Annotated in this window: 12 protein-coding genes; 3 read left to right on the forward strand and 9 right to left on the reverse strand. The window is 71.4% G+C overall.

The window, feature by feature from the left end; genetic code table 11:
• Positions 1–21 precede the first annotated feature (21 nt).
• A complete protein-coding gene (locus QCN29_RS23305; RefSeq protein ID WP_279930558.1) occupies positions 22–300 on the reverse strand; it encodes a hypothetical protein in 279 nt (92 codons plus the stop codon).
• Between the two features lie 77 nt (positions 301–377).
• Positions 378–1,304 carry a DUF4429 domain-containing protein gene (locus QCN29_RS23310; RefSeq protein ID WP_279930559.1) on the reverse strand — a complete coding sequence of 309 codons (927 nt, stop codon included), beginning with the start codon at positions 1,302–1,304 and terminating at the stop codon, positions 378–380.
• 131 nt (positions 1,305–1,435) lie between these two features.
• On the opposite strand from QCN29_RS23310, the gene QCN29_RS23315 reads away from it, so the two are divergent.
• The gene (locus QCN29_RS23315; protein ID WP_279930560.1) at positions 1,436–3,079 is read left to right on the forward strand and encodes a beta-N-acetylhexosaminidase; all 1,644 of its coding nucleotides are present in this window, start codon (positions 1,436–1,438) and stop codon (positions 3,077–3,079) included.
• Between the two features lie 112 nt (positions 3,080–3,191).
• Here the strand turns inward: QCN29_RS23315 and QCN29_RS23320 are convergent, their stop codons facing one another.
• The 5 genes from QCN29_RS23320 to QCN29_RS23340 form a co-directional block, all read right to left on the reverse strand.
• The gene (locus tag QCN29_RS23320) at positions 3,192–4,208 is read right to left on the reverse strand and encodes an ABC transporter substrate-binding protein (protein WP_279930561.1); all 1,017 of its coding nucleotides are present in this window, start codon (positions 4,206–4,208) and stop codon (positions 3,192–3,194) included.
• Positions 4,209–4,362: 154 nt separating this feature from the next.
• Complete coding sequence (locus QCN29_RS23325) at positions 4,363–5,526, reverse strand: acyl-CoA dehydrogenase family protein (protein ID WP_279930562.1); 1,164 nt, start codon at positions 5,524–5,526, stop codon at positions 4,363–4,365.
• Positions 5,527–5,534: 8 nt separating this feature from the next.
• Positions 5,535–6,467, reverse strand: a complete 933-nt coding sequence (locus tag QCN29_RS23330; protein WP_279930563.1) for a hydroxymethylglutaryl-CoA lyase — start codon at positions 6,465–6,467, stop codon at positions 5,535–5,537.
• Positions 6,467–8,641 (reverse strand): ATP-binding protein, encoded by a 2,175-nt coding sequence (locus QCN29_RS23335; RefSeq protein ID WP_279930618.1) that lies wholly within the window; start codon positions 8,639–8,641, stop codon positions 6,467–6,469. The genes QCN29_RS23330 and QCN29_RS23335 overlap by 1 nt, the downstream gene beginning before the upstream one ends.
• 18 nt (positions 8,642–8,659) lie before the next feature.
• Entirely contained in the window at positions 8,660–10,276 is a 1,617-nt protein-coding gene (locus tag QCN29_RS23340; protein ID WP_279930565.1) for a carboxyl transferase domain-containing protein, read from the reverse strand.
• Positions 10,277–10,377: 101 nt separating this feature from the next.
• Here QCN29_RS23340 and QCN29_RS23345 point away from each other — a divergent pair, with 101 nt between their 5' ends.
• On the forward strand, positions 10,378–11,055 hold the full coding sequence (locus QCN29_RS23345; protein WP_279930566.1) for an SACE_7040 family transcriptional regulator: 678 nt from the start codon (positions 10,378–10,380) through the stop codon (positions 11,053–11,055).
• A gap of 16 nt (positions 11,056–11,071) precedes the next feature.
• Positions 11,072–11,851, forward strand: a complete 780-nt coding sequence (locus QCN29_RS23350) for a phosphatase (protein WP_279930568.1) — start codon at positions 11,072–11,074, stop codon at positions 11,849–11,851.
• A gap of 43 nt (positions 11,852–11,894) precedes the next feature.
• On the opposite strand, the gene tesB is transcribed toward QCN29_RS23350, so the two are convergent.
• Positions 11,895–12,770, reverse strand: a complete 876-nt coding sequence (tesB, locus tag QCN29_RS23355; RefSeq protein WP_279930570.1) for an acyl-CoA thioesterase II — start codon at positions 12,768–12,770, stop codon at positions 11,895–11,897.
• Between the two features lie 6 nt (positions 12,771–12,776).
• Entirely contained in the window at positions 12,777–13,934 is a 1,158-nt protein-coding gene (locus QCN29_RS23360; RefSeq protein WP_279930571.1) for an acyl-CoA dehydrogenase family protein, read from the reverse strand.
• Between the last annotated feature and the right edge of the window lie 148 nt (positions 13,935–14,082).

Raw genomic sequence — 14,082 nt, forward strand, 5'->3', positions numbered from 1 at the left:
GCCGTCCGCCGGGAAGGCCGCTCAGCCGTAGACGATGCGCCGCAGCTGGCGGAGCGAGAGCTCCGGCGGCGCCACCGCACGGTGTGGCAGCTCGGCGGCGATCCGTTCGAAGATGTCCGCGTTGACCGCGCCGCCCGCCTTGAGCTCGCGGTGGCGGCGGCGGACGAACTCCTCGGTCGTCTCGTCGAAGTACGCCAGCACGTCGAGCACCACCCGGGCGGCCTCGCCGCGCGCCAGCGCGGTGCTGCGCACCAGGTGGTCGACGAGGTCCTCATGGGACGGGGGACGGCGTTCGAGCACCCGTAGATACTGAGGGCAGCACCCGTGCGTGCGCAAGATTCCTGCCCGATTCCGGGCAGAATCCTGCGTGATCAAGGTTACATACGTCGGAGAACGGCCTTTTTGGCGAGGCTGAACTCCTCGTCCGTCAGTATCCCGGCCTGATGTAGCTCGCCCAGTTCGCGCAGTCGCCTCAGCAGCGCGTCATGATCGTCGCTGCTCTGGGGGGCCGCCTCGCTCCCGGTGGCAGGAGGGGCGACCGCCGTCGGAAGGGCGGCGTCCAGCGGGGAGGCGGAGGCGGGAGGCGCGTCGGGGGCTGCGGTGGCGTACGGATGCGGCAGACGGGCCGCCACGGCCGCCGCCACCAGGGCCATCAGCGGGTCCTTGCGGAAGCCCCACAGATCGATTGCGTGCGGGTCGTACTTGGGCGGGGTCCGGTTCGCGCTCCTGGCCGACACAAAACGCAGAAAGCCGTTCTCCAGCCCGGCCGCGGGCAGCCACTCGACCGCCTCCACGTCGGCCAGCTCCAGACTCCGCTCACCGCCCGAGGACTTGGACTCCTCGGTCTTCCAGTTCCACGACAGCCGTATCCGGTCGCCGTCGAAGGCGACCGTGCCGTCGCCCGCGCTCGCCGCGATCGGCAGTGCGGGGCCGGGCAGCAGATAGCGCCCGGTCGGCCCGTCGTCCACCTGGTCGAGCAGCAGCGCGTTGCGGACCTCGTCCACGAAGTACTCCGCGACGCCGCTGCGGTCGCCCTCCACGACGAGGCGGTAGGGGTCGGAGGCGTCATCCAGCTTGCCCTGGGTTATCTGGAGCAGCGGGTCCGCGCCGTTCCGCAGTCGCAGCCGCAGCCTGCCCGACCGCTTCCCGGGCTCGAACGAGATGCCGGCCAGGGCGTGCAGCGGAACGGCGACCTCGCCAAGCGCCCTGCGCAGCAGGCTCACGCCCCGGTCCCTGCCGGGCACGATGCGCACCGTCTCGCCGTCGAACGCCCAAGTCCCGTCCTTCTGGATGATTTCCGCCATGGGAAGGATTCTTCCATCCGCCGAACGAGCAAGTGGTCTACACCTTGACCGCCGTTGGGGGCGCGCGGTACGCATGCCAAGCGTTCGGTTGCTCTGCACACGGATGTGACGCCCGTCGAAGGGACCCGCCTGTGAGTCAGCCCGGATCACTCCTCCCCGGACTTCCCCGACTTCCCCGTCTGCTCGGCGCGCTGCTGCTCGTGGCGGCCGGCGGCATCACCGGTGCGGGGGCCGCCGTGGGAGAGTCCGCCCCCGCCGCGCGGCCGCTCGGCCAGATCATTCCCGTACCGGCCTCCGTGCAGCCCAAGGGGCCCCCGTACGCACTGTCCGCCCAAACCCGCATCCGCGTCGACAAGGGCTCCCGGGAAGGCCGGGCCGTCGGCGACTACCTCGCCGGGCTGCTGCGGCCCGCTACCGGCTACTCCCTGCCGGTCACCGATGGGGCCGGGACGGCCGACGCCATCCGGCTGCGGCTCGACGACGGCGCGAGCTCGCTGGGCGACGAGGGCTACCGCCTGGAGTCCTCGCGCAGATCCGTCACGCTCACCGCGCACAAGCCCGCAGGGCTCTTCCACGCGGTGCAGACGCTCCGTCAGCTGCTGCCCGCCGCGATCGAGAAGGACACCCGGCAGCCCGGCCCCTGGCTCATCGCGGGCGGCGTGATCACCGACACCCCGCGCTATGCCCACCGCGGCGCGATGCTCGACGTCTCCCGGCACTTCTTCACCGTCGGGCAGGTCAAGCGCTATATCGACCAGCTCGCCCTGTACAAGATCAACAAACTGCATCTGCACCTGTCCGACGACCAGGGCTGGCGCATCGTGATCGACTCCTGGCCCCGACTGGCGAGCTACGGCGGCTCCACGCAGGTCGGCGGCGGACCGGGAGGCTACTACACCAAGGACCAGTACCGGGAGATCCTGCACCATGCGGCCGCCCGCCATATGGAGGTGATCCCGGAGATCGACATGCCGGGCCACACCAACGCGGCCCTCGCCTCGTACGCCGAGTTGAACTGCGACGGCGTCGCCCCGCCGCTCTACACCGGAACCGACGTCGGCTTCAGCTCGCTGTGCGTGCCCAAGGAGGTGACGTACGACTTCATCGACGATGTGATCCGCGAGGTGGCAGCCCTCACCCCCGGCCGATACCTCCACATCGGCGGCGACGAGGCCCACTCCACCAGCCATCAGGACTATGTGGCCTTCATGGAGCGGGCGCAGAAGACCGTCGCGACATACGGCAAGACGGTCGTCGGCTGGCATCAGCTGACCACCGCCGTGCCCGCGGAGGGCGCGGTCGTGCAGTGGTGGGGCAGGGACAAGACCAGCGCCGCGGAGAAGGAGCGGGTGGCGGCTGCCGCGCGGAACGGCACCCGGCTGATCCTCTCGCCGGCCGACCGCTCCTACCTCGACATGAAGTACAACAAGGACACGCCGCTGGGCCTGGACTGGGCCGGTTATGTGGAGGTGCGGCGGTCCTACGACTGGGACCCGGAGACGCTGCTGCCGGGGGCGCCGCCGTCCGCGATCGCCGGAGTCGAGGCCCCGCTGTGGTCGGAGACCATCTCGACCGACGACCACATCGGGTTCATGGCCTTCCCGCGGCTGCCGGGAATCGCCGAACTCGGCTGGTCGCCCGCGTCCGCGCACGACTGGGAGGCGTACCGGGAGCGGCTGGCGGCGCAGGGACCGCGGCTGGAGGCGATGGGGATCGACTTCTACCGCTCGCCGCAGGTGGACTGGCCGCAGTCGCAGTCGCAGTCGTCGCCGTAACAGAGGCGGGCGCCCCCGGGGGCCACTGCCCCGGGGCGCCCGCCGTCTCCGGTCCTGCCCCGGTGCGCCTGCCGTCTCCGGTCCGTGCCGGCCGGAGACGGCAGGCGGCGCGTCAGGCGACCTTCTCGGCCTTCTCGATGGCGGCCGCGAGGTCCTCCAGGATCACCGCGCACTTGTCATACGAGAAGATCGGCTCCGTCACTCGGGGGTAGACCTGGCCGGCCCTGACGGCGGGAAGCTGACCCCAGGTCGGCTTGGACTTCAGGTCCGCCGGCTGGAGGGTGCCGGAACGGTTGTCCATGATGATGACGTCGGCCTCGTACTTGCCGACGTTCTCCCAGCTCAGCTCCTCGAAGAAGCCCTGGGCGTTGACCTTGGGCTCGACGAACCTCACACCCAGCTCCTGGAAGTAGAGCGTGTCCGCGGACATCTTCGCGAGGGAGACATAGAAGATCTCCTGGCTCGCCGAGCCGATCAGCACGCGGAGCTCCGGCTTGGCCCTGGCCGCCTGGCGCAGCCGCTCGGCGGCCTTCTCGAAGCGTGTCCTGGCGTCGGTGACCTTCTTGGCCCTGAGATCGGCGCCCAGTGCCTCGGCCAGCTCCGCATGGCGCTGGAGAGCCTTGGGGATGGTGGTCTGGGACGCCCACAGCGCGACGCTCGGAGCGAGCTTGAGGATCTTGTCCTTGGACTGGTCCGGCACGTACCACAGGGCGTCCTTCTCCCACATGGCGGTGACCAGGAGGTCGGGCTGGAGCGCCGCGTACTTCTCGACGCTGAACTCGCCCCAGACATTGCCGATGATCTCGACCTTCTTGACGTCGAGGTCCCCGGCCTGGACGTCGGGCCTGCCGTCGGCGGTCTTCGTCGGCCCGAACACGCCCTTGACCTCGACGCCGTAGTCGTGGAGTGCGGCGGCGGTGCCGGTGAAGGCGACGATGTTCTTCGGCGCGCCCTTGGTCTCGGCCGTCTCGCCCCGGTCGTCGCGGAACTTCCAGGGCTTGGAGTCGCCGTCCGCGCCGCCCTTGCCGTCCCCCGAAGTGCAGGCGGCGAGCGCGGCCCCGAGCCCGAGGGCGCTGCCCGCGGTGAGCAGTCTGCGGCGGGAGAGAGAGGAAACGCGGGCGTTGGACATGACGGGGTCTGCTTTCGTGCGCGCTGGAGTCGGCTGTGACTGATGATGCGTGGGGGGCAGGTTAGCCTAACCTCATCCCGACGTCATCACGGGCCCAGGCGGTCCGCCCCCTGAGGGGGCGGACGCACGCACCACGGGTGTCCGGGCCCGGAGTCTAGGCCGCAGGGAGGTCCAGCTCGCGGGCGATCAGCATGCGCTGGACCTCGCTGGTGCCCTCGCCGATCTCCAGGATCTTCGAATCGCGCCACATGCGGGCGACCGGGTACTCGTTCATGAAGCCGTAGCCGCCGTGGATCTGGGTGGCCTCACGCGCGTTGTCGACGGCGACCGTGGAGGAGTACAGCTTCGCCAGGGCGGCCTCCTTCTTGAACGGTTCGCCCAGGACCAGCCGCGAGGCGGCGTCGCGCCAGCCGATGCGGGCCATATGGGCGCGCATCTCCATATCGGCGATCTTGAACTGGATGGACTGGTTCGCGCCGATCGGGCGGCCGAAGGCGTGACGCTCCTTCGCGTAGGCGACCGACTCGTCGACGCAGCCCTGGGCCAGGCCCGTGGCCAGCGCCGCGATGGCGATCCGGCCCTCGTCGAGGATGCGCAGGAACTGGGCATAGCCCCGGCCCTCTTCGCCCAGCAGGTTCGACGCCGGGACGCGGACGTCGGAGAAGGACAGCTCGCGGGTGTCCGATGCGTTCCAGCCGACCTTGGAGTAGGGGGCCGCGACGGTGAAGCCCGGGGTGCCGGACGGGACGATGATCGAGGAGATCAGGGGGCGGCCGTCCTCCGTCCTGCCGGTGACCGCGGTGACGGTGACCAGCCCGGTGATGTCCGTGCCCGAGTTGGTGATGAAGGACTTGGAGCCGTTGACGACCCACTCGTCGCCGTCGCGGACGGCCGTCGTCCTGGTGCCGCCCGCATCCGAGCCGCAGTCCGGCTCGGTCAGCCCGAACGCTCCCAGGATCTCGCCGGAGCAGAGCCGCGGCAGCCACTGCTGCTTCTGCTCCTCTGTGCCGAAGCGGTAGACCGGCATAGCCCCGAGGGAGACGCCCGCCTCCAGGGTGATCGCCACAGAGGAGTCCACGCGGGCCAGCTCCTCCAGGGCGATGCCCAGCGCGAGATAGTCGCCGCCCATGCCTCCGTACTCCTCGGGGAAGGGCAGCCCGAACAGGCCCATGCGGCCCATCTCGCGGACGATCTCATAGGGGAACTCATGGCGTTCGTAGTAGTCGCCGATCTTCGGGGCGACGACTTCGTGCGCGAACTCCTCGACGGTGCGGCGCAGTTCCTCGTGTTCCGGCGACAGCCGGTGGTCAAGCGTCATGATCGGGGTCACTCCTTGTGGGAGAGGGCGCGGACGGTGCGGGAGGGGCTGGGCCGCCCCAGCCGGTCGGCCATCCAGGTGCTTGTGGCGGTGAGTAGGCCGAGGTCGACCCCGGTCTCGACGCCGAGGCCGTCGAGCATCCACACGAGGTCTTCGGTGGCGAGATTGCCGGTGGCGCTCTTGGCGTAGGGGCAGCCGCCGAGGCCGCCCGCGGAGGCGTCCACCGTGGTGACCCCCTGCTGGAGCGCGGCGAGGGTGTTGGCGAGCGCCTGGCCGTAGGTGTCGTGGAAGTGCACGGCGAGGGTGCTCGCCGGGACCCCGGCTTCGCCCAGCGCGGCGATGAGCGCCTGGACATGGCCCGGCGTGGCCACGCCGATGGTGTCGCCCAGGCTCAGCTCGTCGCAGCCCATGCCGGCGAGGGCGCGGCAGACGCGGACGACCTGTTCCAGGGGGACGGGGCCCTCCCAGGGGTCGCCGAAGCACATCGACAGATACCCGCGGACGGTCAGGCCCTCGTCCCTGGCCCGGGCGACGACCGGGGTGAACATGGCGAGCGCCTCGTCCACGGTGCGGTTGAGGTTGGCCTTGGCGAAGGACTCGGTGGCGCTGGCGAACACGGCGACATGGCGGGCGCCCAGGGAGAGGGCCCGGTCCAGGCCCCGCTCGTTCGGCACGAGGACCGGGAGCCGTGCGTCCAGGCCGGACACGAGGGGGTAGAGCTGCTCGGCGTCGGCCAGCTGGGGCACCCACTTGGGATGGACGAAGCTGGTCGCCTCGACGGTGGTCAGGCCGGCGGCCGCGAGCCGGCGGATGAACTCCGCCTTGACCTCGGTCGGGACGACAGTCTGCTCGTTCTGCAGACCGTCGCGCGGCCCGACCTCGTGGACGCGCACGCGCGCGGGGAGGCCGGGGGCCGGGACGGTCATGGGCAGCGTGGTCATCAGGCGTCCTCCTCACTCGGAGCGACCACGGCCAGCACCTGGTCCATGGCGACGGTCGTGCCGGGCGTCACGTCCAGCTCGGTGACGGTGCCGGCGTGCGGGGCGGAGATGACGTGCTCCATCTTCATCGCCTCCACGACGAGCAGACTCTGCCCGGCCTCGACCTCGTCGCCCACGGCCACCTTCACGACGGTGACCGTGCCGGGCATCGGCGCGGCGAGCGTGTCCACCCCGGCGCGCGCGGCGCCGGAGAGCGCCGCCTCGACGGGGTCGTGATCCTGCACATGCCAGGAGTCGCCGTCCCTGCCGAGCCAGCGGCCGTCGGGGGAGACGGCATGGGTGAACGTGTGTGTGACGCCGTCGAGTTCGAGGGTCACGGCGTCGTGGGCGGCCTCCACCAGCCGGGCGGTGGAGCTGTGCCCCTCCCCATCCCTCTCCCGAACCGGGGGCAGGCCCCCGGACACCCCTGCGGCGGGGCCCGCGCCTGCTCCGCGGGGCGAGGGGGACGGATGTCCCGGGCCGTCGCCGGCGACGGGGCGGGTGATCTCTGTCGTCGACGCGGAGAGGCGGCGGGTGCGGATCTGCACCGGGTCGTGGCCCGGGACGCGGAACCAGTGGGGGATCCAGGCGGGGTCGCCGCCGAGGCGCCAGCCCGTGGCGACGGAGAAGGGGTCCGCCCAGACGCCCGTCGCCGAGGGGGCGGCGGCATGGTGGAGGAGGGCCGCGGCGGCGTAGACCTCCTCCGGAACGCCGGCCGGGATCAGGCCGTCCACCTCGCGCTCCACCAGGCCCGTGTCCAGGTCGCCGGAGGCCACGGAGGGGTGGGCCAGAAGGCGGCGGAGGAAGCCGGCGTTCGTCGGGACGCCGAGGGTGACCGTGGCGGCCAGGGCCGCGCGGAGGCGGCGGAGGGCCGAGGGCCGGTCGGGGGCGTGGGCGATGACCTTGGACAACATCGGGTCGTAGAGGCTGGAGACCTCGGTGGACAGGGCAAGGCCCGAGTCGGTGCGGATGCCTCCCCCGACCTCTTCGAGCAGGGGGGACCCCCAGCCCTGGGGCTCGTGGAGGGCGAGGACCGTGCCCCCGGAGGGCAGGAAGCCGCGGGCCGGGTCCTCCGCGCAGAGGCGGGCCTCGATCGCGTGGCCCGTGAAGGCGATGTCCTCCTGGGCGAAGGGGAGCGGCTCGCCCGCGGCGATGCGGAGCTGCTGCTCGACCAGGTCCACGCCCGTGATCAGCTCGGTGACCGGGTGCTCGACCTGGAGACGGGTGTTCATCTCCATGAAGTAGTACGAGGACGGGTCGCCGCCCGGGACGATGAACTCCACCGTCCCCGCGCCCACATACCCGCAGGAGCGGGCCGCCGAGACCGCGGCCTCGCCCATCGCCGCACGGGTCTCCTCGTCCAGCAGGACGGACGGGGCCTCCTCGATGATCTTCTGGTGGCGGCGCTGCAGCGAGCACTCGCGCTCGCCGAGGTGGACCACGTTCCCCACGCCGTCGGCCAGCACCTGGATCTCGATATGCCGCGGCCGGTCGATCCACCGCTCCACCAGGAGGGTGTCATCCCCGAAGGACGCCCGCGCCTCGCGCCGCGCCGCCGCGATCTCGTCCAGCATGGCGGACTCGATGTGCCGGGGGTCCGGGGGTTGTCCCCCGGGAATACGCAGCAGGCGCATGCCCTTGCCGCCGCCGCCCGCCGAGGGCTTCAGCAGCACGGGCATGCCGATCTCCCGCGCCGCCGCGGCCAGTTCGGCGTCGCTGAGCCCGCTGCCGGAGGAGCCGGGCACCACGGGCACGCCCGCCGCCCGCACCGTCTCCTTGGCGCGGATCTTGTCACCCATCAGGGAGATCGCCGACGCGGGCGGGCCGATGAACACCACCCCCGCGTCCGTGCACGCCTGCGCGAAGGCCGCGTTCTCCGCGAGGAAGCCATAGCCCGGGTGGATCGCCTGCGCGCCCGTGCGGGCGGCCGCGTCCAGCAGCCGGTCGATGCGCAGATAGCTCTCCGCCGCGGGCGCGGGCCCGATCCGCACCGCCGTGTCCGCCTCCCGGACATGGCGTGCGTCTGCGTCGGCGTCGCTGAACACGGCGACGGAGCGCACGCCCAGCGTCCGCAGGGTGCGGATGACCCGCACCGCGATCTCGCCCCGGTTGGCGACGAGGACTGTGTCGAACATCGTCATGGTCGCTCCGCTTCACATCCGGAAGACGCCGAAGCCCGGCTCGCCCAAGGGGGCGTTGGCGCAGGCCGTCAGGGCCAGACCCAGTACCTGCCGGGTCTCCAGGGGGTCGATCACTCCGTCGTCCCAGAGCCGCGCCGTCGCGTAGTAGGCGTTGCCCTGGGTTTCGTACTGCTCCCGGATCGGGGCCTTGAAGGCGTCCTCCTCCTCGGCGGACCACTCCTCGCCGCGGCCCTCGAGCTGGTCGCGCTTGACGGTCGCCAGCACGGAGGCGGCCTGTTCACCGCCCATGACCGAGATCTTGGCGTTGGGCCACATCCACAGAAAGCGCGGTGAGTACGCCCGGCCGCACATCGAGTAGTTCCCCGCGCCGTATGAACCGCCGATGACGACCGTCAGCTTGGGCACCCGTGTGCACGCCACGGCCGTGACCATCTTCGCGCCGTGCTTGGCGATGCCGCCCGCCTCGTAGTCGCGGCCGACCATGAAGCCGGAGATGTTCTGCAGGAACAGCAGGGGGATGCCGCGCTGGTCGCACAGCTCGATGAAGTGCGCGCCCTTCTGGGCGGATTCGGCGAACAGGATGCCGTTGTTGGCGACGACGCCGACGGGGTGGCCGTGGATCCGGGCGAAGCCGGTGACCAGCGTCGTCCCGAACTCCGCCTTGAACTCGGCGAACCGGGAGCCGTCCACGATCCGGGCGACTGCCTCCCGCACGTCGTACGGGGTGCGGGAGTCCACGGGCACCGCGCCGTACAGCCCGTGCGGATCGGCCTTCGGCTCCTCGACGGGCTCGACGGACCACGGCAGCGGGCCGCGCTCCGGGAGCGTCGACACGATGTTCCGCACGATCCGCAGGGCGTGCGCGTCGTCCTCCGCGAGATGGTCCGTGACGCCGGAGACACGGGAGTGGACCTCGCCGCCGCCCAGCTCCTCGGCGGTGACGACCTCGCCCGTCGCGGCCTTCACCAGCGGCGGGCCGCCGAGGAAGATCGTGCCCTGATTGCGCACGATCACCGCCTCGTCGCTCATCGCCGGGACATACGCGCCGCCCGCCGTGCAGGATCCGAGCACCGCGGCGATCTGCGGAATGCGGGCCCCGGACAGCCGGGCCTGGTTGTAGAAGATCCGCCCGAAGTGCTCGCGGTCCGGGAAGACCTCGTCCTGCATGGGCAGGAACGCGCCTCCGGAGTCCACCAGATAGACGCACGGCAGACGGTTCTCCAGCGCCACCTCCTGGGCGCGCAGATGCTTCTTCACCGTCATCGGGTAGTACGTGCCGCCCTTGACCGTGGCGTCATTGGCGACGACCACGACCTCCCGGCCGCTGACCCGCCCGATCCCCGCGACCACCCCCGCGGCCGGCGCCTGGCCCCCGTACATGCCGTCGGCCGCCAGCGGGGCGAGCTCCAGAAACGGCGAGCCGGGGTCCAGCAGGGTGTCGACCCTGTCGCGCGGCAGCAGCTTGCCGCGCGCGGTGTGCCGGGCGCGGGCCTTCTCGCCGCCGCCGAGACGGGCGGCGGCCAGTCTGCCGCGCAGCTCCTCGGCCAGCTCCCGGTGCGCCGCCTCATTGGCCCGCCAGGCCTCAGACGCCGGGTCAGCGGCGCTCGCCAGCACTGGTGCCTGCTGCATCGCTCGAGCTCCCTTGCTCGACCTGCGCTCTGTGTTAGTGAGCGTTAACCTGTTTCCCATAGGTTAACGACCGCTAACCGCCCTGTCTAGAATGAATTCCCATGAGCACCAGGACCGCCGCCCCCACCCGCCGCGAGCAGATCCTCAGGGAGGCCGCCCGGCTCTTCGCCGAGCGCGGCTTCCACGGCGTCGGCGTCGACGAGATAGGGGCGGCCGTCGGCATCAGCGGCCCCGGCCTCTACCGCCACTTCGCGGGCAAGGACGCGATGCTCGCGGAGCTGCTGGTGGGCATCAGCGAACGGCTGCTCACCGGCGGGCGGCGCCGGGTCGCCGAGGCCGACGGCGATCCGGCGGCGGTCCTCGCCTCGCTCATCGACGGGCATATCGACTTCGCGCTCGACGACCGCCCCCTCATCACCCTGCACGACCGAGAGCTGGACCGCCTCCGCGACGCCGACCGCAGGAAGGTGCGCCAGCTCCAGCGGCAGTACGTCGAGCTGTGGGTCGCCGCCGTGCGCGACATCTGCCCCGAGGTGCCCGAAGCACAGGCCAGGGCCGCCGTGCACGCGGTGTTCGGCCTGCTGAACTCCACCCCGCACCTCGGTTCCTACGGCAGCGGGCAGCCGGGCCGCGCGGCCACCGAGGCGCTGCTGCGGCGGCTGGCGCACGGCGCGTTCGGAGCACTGGCCCCGCGGACGGTTCACCCGAACGGTCCTTCCGGAAGCGGCCCGGACAGTCCGTCCAGCGTTCGGGACGAGCCCTCCGCACGGTCCGTGTGACGGCACAATGGCAGTCATGCCGATACCCAGCCGCGCCGCCCTCGTCGGCCACCTCGTCCAGCACCGGATCGCCGGCGATGTGGCCACCCCCCGCGAGAACAACCTCTCCCACTACCGCCAGCTCGCCAACGGCGACCGGCACTACTGGCTGGGTCTGGAACTCGGCGACCGCTGGAGCGACGAGCAGGACGTGCTGGCCGTGATGGCCGAGCGGTGCGGGGTCAACGACGACCCCGGGCACCGCGCCGGACAGGACACCATCGATCCCGAGCTGACCGCGGCCGCGCTGGACCGGCTGGCCGCCCGGCTGCGTAAGGCGGCCGCGGGGCGGGAACGGGTGCTGTTCGCGACCGGCCACCCCGGCGGACTGCTCGACGTCCACCGGCGCACGGCCGCCGCCCTGCGGGCCGCGGGCTGCGAGATCGTGCGCATCCCGGGCGGTCTGACGGCGGACGAGGGCATGGTCTTCCAGTTCGCGGACGTGGCGATGCTGGAGCGCGGCGCGACCCTGTGGCACACCCACTCGCCGGCTCCCATGGCAGCGATCCTCGACGGGCTGGAGCACGCGGGCCGCCCGCTGCCCGACCTCGTGGTCGCCGACCACGGCTGGGCGGGCTGCGCGGGGCAGCGCGGCATCGACGCGGTCGGCTACGCGGACTGCAACGACCCCGCGCTCTTCATCGGCGAGGCGGAGGGGGCCCTCCAGGTGACGGTCCCGCTGGACGACCACATCCTCGACCCGCAGGCGTACGATCCGATGACGGACTATCTGCTGGACGCGGCGGGCCTGCTCTGACGTCTGCGGACGCCGCGCACCAGGCGCCAGGCCCCTCAGGCGGTCAGCCGCGCGGGACGCGGACCACGCCCTCCTGGATGACGGAGATCGCCAGCCGGCCGTCCTGGGTGTAGATGCGGGCCTGGCCCAGGCCGCGGCCGCCCGAGGCGGACGGGGACTCCTGGTCGTACAGCAGCCACTCGTCCGCCCGGAAGGGCCGGTGGAACCACATCGCGTGGTCCAGCGAGGCGCCCACCACATCGCCGACCGCCCAGCCGCCGCGACCATGGGCCAGCAGGACCGAGTCGAGCAGCGTCATGTCGGAGACGTACGTGGCGAGGCAGACGTGCAGCAGCGGATCGTCGGCGAGCTTTCCGTTCGCGCGGAACCACACCTGGGAGCGCGGTTCGCGCGGCTGCCCCACCGAGCCGTAGGGCGGCTCGTCCACATAGCGCAGATCGACCGCCGCCCGCGCCTTGAGCATCCGGTCCGCGACGCTCGGGTCCACGAAGCGGTCCGCGTACCGCGGCAGCGCCTCCTCGGCCGCGGGCAGCGTGTCCGGGTCCGGTGCGTACGGCATCGGGGCCTGGTGCTCCAGGCCCTCCTCGTACGTCTGGAAGGACGCGGAGAGATGGAAGATCGGCTGCCCGTGCTGGACGGCGACGACCCGGCGGGTGGTGAAGGAGCGGCCGTCGCGGATGCGGTCGACGGTGTAGACGATCGGCGCGCCCGGGTCGCCCATGCGCAGGAAGTACGAGTGGAGGGAGTGCGCCGTACGGTCCTCGGGGACGGTGCGGCCCGCGGCCACCAGGGCCTGGGCCGCCACCTGGCCGCCGAACACGCGGGGCACGATCGCCGAACGGGATCTGCCCCGGAAGATGTTCTCCTCGACCCGCTCCAGGTCGAGCAGGTCGAGGAGCCTCTCGAGTGCTTCGCTCACCTGTGCTTACAGGCCCATCGACTTGGCGATGATGGACTTCATGACCTCGCTCGTGCCGCCGTAGATGCGGTTGACGCGGTTGTCCGCGTACAGACGGGCGATCGGGTACTCGTTCATATAGCCGTAGCCGCCGTGCAGCTGGAGGCAGCGGTCGATCACGCGGTGCGCGACCTCGGTGCAGAACAGCTTGGCGGACGCGGCCTCGGCCGGGGTCAGCTCACCCTCGTCCAGCGCCTCCAGGGCGCGGTCGGCGACCGCCTCGGCGGCGTCCACCTCCGCCTGGCAGGCGGCCAGCTCGAACTTGGTGTTCTGGAAGGACGCGACCGGCTTGCCGAAGACGGTGCGCTCCTGCACGTACTGCTGCGCGAACCGGATGGCCGCCTTGGCCTGGGCGTACGCGCCGAAGGCGATGCCCCAGCGCTCGGAGGGCAGGTTCTGGCCGAGGTAGTAGAAGCCCTTGTTCTCCTCGCCGAGCAGGTCCTCGACGGGGACCTTGACGTCGACGAAGGCCAGCTCTGCGGTGTCGGAGGTGCGCAGCCCGAGCTTGTCCAGCTTGCGGCCGATGGAGTAGCCCTCGGACTTGGTGTCCACGGAGAAGAGGGAGATGCCAAAGCGGCGGTCCTCGGCCGTGGGGGCGGCCGTGCGGGCGCAGACGATGACGCGGTCGGCGTGCACGCCGCCGGTGATGAAGGTCTTGGCGCCGTTGAGGACGTAGTGCGAGCCGTCCTCGCTCAGCTTGGCGGTGGTCTTCATGCCCGCGACGTCGGAGCCGGTGCCCGGCTCGGTCATCGCCAGCGCCCACATCTCCTCGCCGGTGACGAACTTCGGCAGGTAGCGCTTCTTCTGCTCGTCGGAGGCCAGCATCTTGATGTACGGCAGGGCGAGCAGCACATGCACGCCGGAGCCGCCGAAGTTGACGCCCGCGCGGGCGGTCTCCTCGTACAGCACGGCCTCGAACTTGTGGGTGTCCAGACCCGCGCCGCCGAACTCCTCGGGGACGTTGATGCCGAAGATCCCCAGCTCGCCGAGCTTGTAGTAGAAGTCGCGGGGGGCCTGTCCCGCCGCGTACCACTCGTCGTAGACGGGCGCGACCTCGGCCTCGATGAAGGCGCGGATGGTCTCCCGGAACGCTTCGTGGTCCTCGTTGAATACGGTCCGGCGCACGGACGCCTCCTCGTGGTGGTCCCTGGAGCTTCACTATGTCTAAGCGCTTGCTCAGCACAAGTTACCGGGCGGTTCGCACGTCTGTCCAGAGTCGGGGTGCGGAGTGAGGAAGAGCACGCGCGGCAAGATCCGGGCGCGCGCACACTGC

It is taken from the genome of Streptomyces chengmaiensis, from assembly GCF_029846775.1.
GTDB lineage: Bacteria > Actinomycetota > Actinomycetes > Streptomycetales > Streptomycetaceae > Streptomyces > Streptomyces chengmaiensis.

What these genes read in the sequence shown, in the direction of transcription:
- QCN29_RS23325 (WP_279930562.1), bottom strand. Translation starts at nt 5,526, where the DNA reads ATGACGCTTGACCACCGGCTGTCGCCGGAACACGAGGAACTGCGCCGC.
- QCN29_RS23320 (WP_279930561.1), bottom strand. Translation starts at nt 4,208, where the DNA reads ATGTCCAACGCCCGCGTTTCCTCTCTCTCCCGCCGCAGACTGCTCACC.
- QCN29_RS23340 (WP_279930565.1), bottom strand. Translation starts at nt 10,276, where the DNA reads ATGCAGCAGGCACCAGTGCTGGCGAGCGCCGCTGACCCGGCGTCTGAG.
- QCN29_RS23335 (WP_279930618.1), bottom strand. Translation starts at nt 8,641, where the DNA reads ATGTTCGACACAGTCCTCGTCGCCAACCGGGGCGAGATCGCGGTGCGG.
- QCN29_RS23345 (WP_279930566.1), top strand. Translation starts at nt 10,378, where the DNA reads ATGAGCACCAGGACCGCCGCCCCCACCCGCCGCGAGCAGATCCTCAGG.
- QCN29_RS23310 (WP_279930559.1), bottom strand. Translation starts at nt 1,304, where the DNA reads ATGGCGGAAATCATCCAGAAGGACGGGACTTGGGCGTTCGACGGCGAG.
- QCN29_RS23350 (WP_279930568.1), top strand. Translation starts at nt 11,072, where the DNA reads ATGCCGATACCCAGCCGCGCCGCCCTCGTCGGCCACCTCGTCCAGCAC.
- QCN29_RS23330 (WP_279930563.1), bottom strand. Translation starts at nt 6,467, where the DNA reads ATGACCACGCTGCCCATGACCGTCCCGGCCCCCGGCCTCCCCGCGCGC.